Source organism: Falsiroseomonas oryzae, assembly GCF_027856955.1.
Lineage (GTDB): Bacteria > Pseudomonadota > Alphaproteobacteria > Acetobacterales > Acetobacteraceae > Falsiroseomonas > Falsiroseomonas oryzae.
The window spans coordinates 1-1,626 of the sequence record NZ_JAPSMD010000730.1; the positions used below are offsets into that span (position 1 = coordinate 1).

Sequence of the window (1,626 nt, forward strand, 5' to 3'; positions counted from 1 at the left end):
GGGCGGCTCGGCCAGCGCGGGCGTGCCCAGCACCACGCCGATCCCCCGCCCGCCGAGCCCCGCTTCCGCCGCCGCGCCGTCGGCGATGGCGGCGAGCAGTTCCTCGGTGGCCTCGGGCCGGCGGGCGGCGAGGCGGCCGGAACTCGCGCGGATCGGACCGTCCTCGGCGGCCATCATCGCGCGGGCGGCGGCATTGGCGTGCAGGATGGCGCCGTCCGCGGCGACCACGCCGATGCCGACAGAGAGGCCGTCCATGGCGCCGCGCAGCGCATCGCCTTCCACGGCGCGCATGTCCAGCAGGTTGCCGATCGCCACGGCGCGGCGGAGATGCGGGGTGAAGAGGCGCATCAGCGCCACCTCGCGGTCGGTGGCGATGCCGGTGTCGCGGTGGCGCACGGCGGACATCACCCCGAGCCGCGGTCCCTCGCGCAGCAGCACCGCGTTCATCGCGTCGCACCAGCCGAGCGGCGTCGCCCATTCGTGCGTGACCTGCGACTCCAGGAAGTCCACGCCGCCCGGGCTGCGTGACAGCACGAAGGGCGTGTCGGGATCGTGGCCGGGTGCGCCGAGCGCCGCGTCCATCGCCGCGGTGACTTCTCCGCTGAACCGCCCGCCCAGCACCTCGACCGCACCGGGCGGTTCGTTCCAGGCGCTGCCGAAGCGCAACTGCCCGGCCGTCAGGTCCGCGACGAAGAGCCGGCCGGTGACGCACTCCAGCGCCTCGCACACCTGGCGCAGCGCGTCGGGCCAGCGCTCCGGCGACAGGGCGCAGTCGTAGATCGCGCCGACGATCGCCGAGAAGCGTTCCGCCGGAAGATCCGTCATTCCGCGCCTCCGCCTGCCTGCCTGTCCCGTCCTGCGGGCCGCGGGTCGGGCGCCGCGTGCCCTGGCCGATCCTGCCCCGACCGTGCCGTGGCCGCGCAGGCCGTCCCGGTAACGCTTTCGTCAGCGGAGTGCTCGCGGCGCTGTGCGGTCGGGCACAGCGCGTCCGTACGCTGGCGCATAGCGTGATGCGCGTGGCGGGGTCGCCCACGCATCCGGGATGAGGCCCCCGCCACGCAGGCCAGTCCGGCGCGCCCGACAGGTGCCGCGCCGCGCGAATCGGGGGATGCGGGAATGGGGAAGCGTGCATCGTCGCGTCGCCGGGTCTGGCTCGGCCGGCTGGGCGCGTGCGGGACCTGGCTCGCGCTGCTGGTGGCGCCCGGCACCGCGGTCGCCGGCCATGAGGAGGACGGCGAGACGCATGTGGCGGCGGTGACCCGCCCGATCCGGCTCGGCGCGCAGGCCTGGGGCATGATCTCGGTGCCGCAGGACGGGCTGGGCGCAGCGCCGAGGCCGGCCGTGGTGCTGCTGGGCGATTCCACCGGGCCGGACGGACGCACGCAGCTCTACGGCCTGCGCCTGCTCACGTTGGGCTTCTCCGTGCTGGATGCGGACTTCACCGCGCTGCAGTCCGACGGCGGCATGGCCGAGCCGGATCTGCCGCCGCCCGACCTCCGCCTGCCCGCCGCGCTGGCGGCGCTGCGGGGGCATCCGCACGCCGATGCCGCGCGCGTGGGCGCGATCGGTCTGGGCGAGGGCGCGCGCGGCGTGCTGGCGGCGCTGGCCCGCCCGCAGCCCGGCCTC

2 protein-coding genes are annotated in these 1,626 nt (G+C 76.3%); one reads left to right on the plus strand and one right to left on the minus strand.

Annotated elements, in window-relative coordinates:
* Positions 1–825: hypothetical protein (locus OZN99_RS31135; RefSeq protein WP_270939071.1), on the minus strand; the 825-nt coding region annotated here is incomplete at its 3' end.
* Positions 826–1,116: 291 nt separating this feature from the next.
* Here OZN99_RS31135 and OZN99_RS31140 point away from each other — a divergent pair.
* The coding region (locus OZN99_RS31140) for a hypothetical protein (protein WP_270939072.1) at positions 1,117–1,626 on the plus strand (510 nt) is incomplete at its 3' end.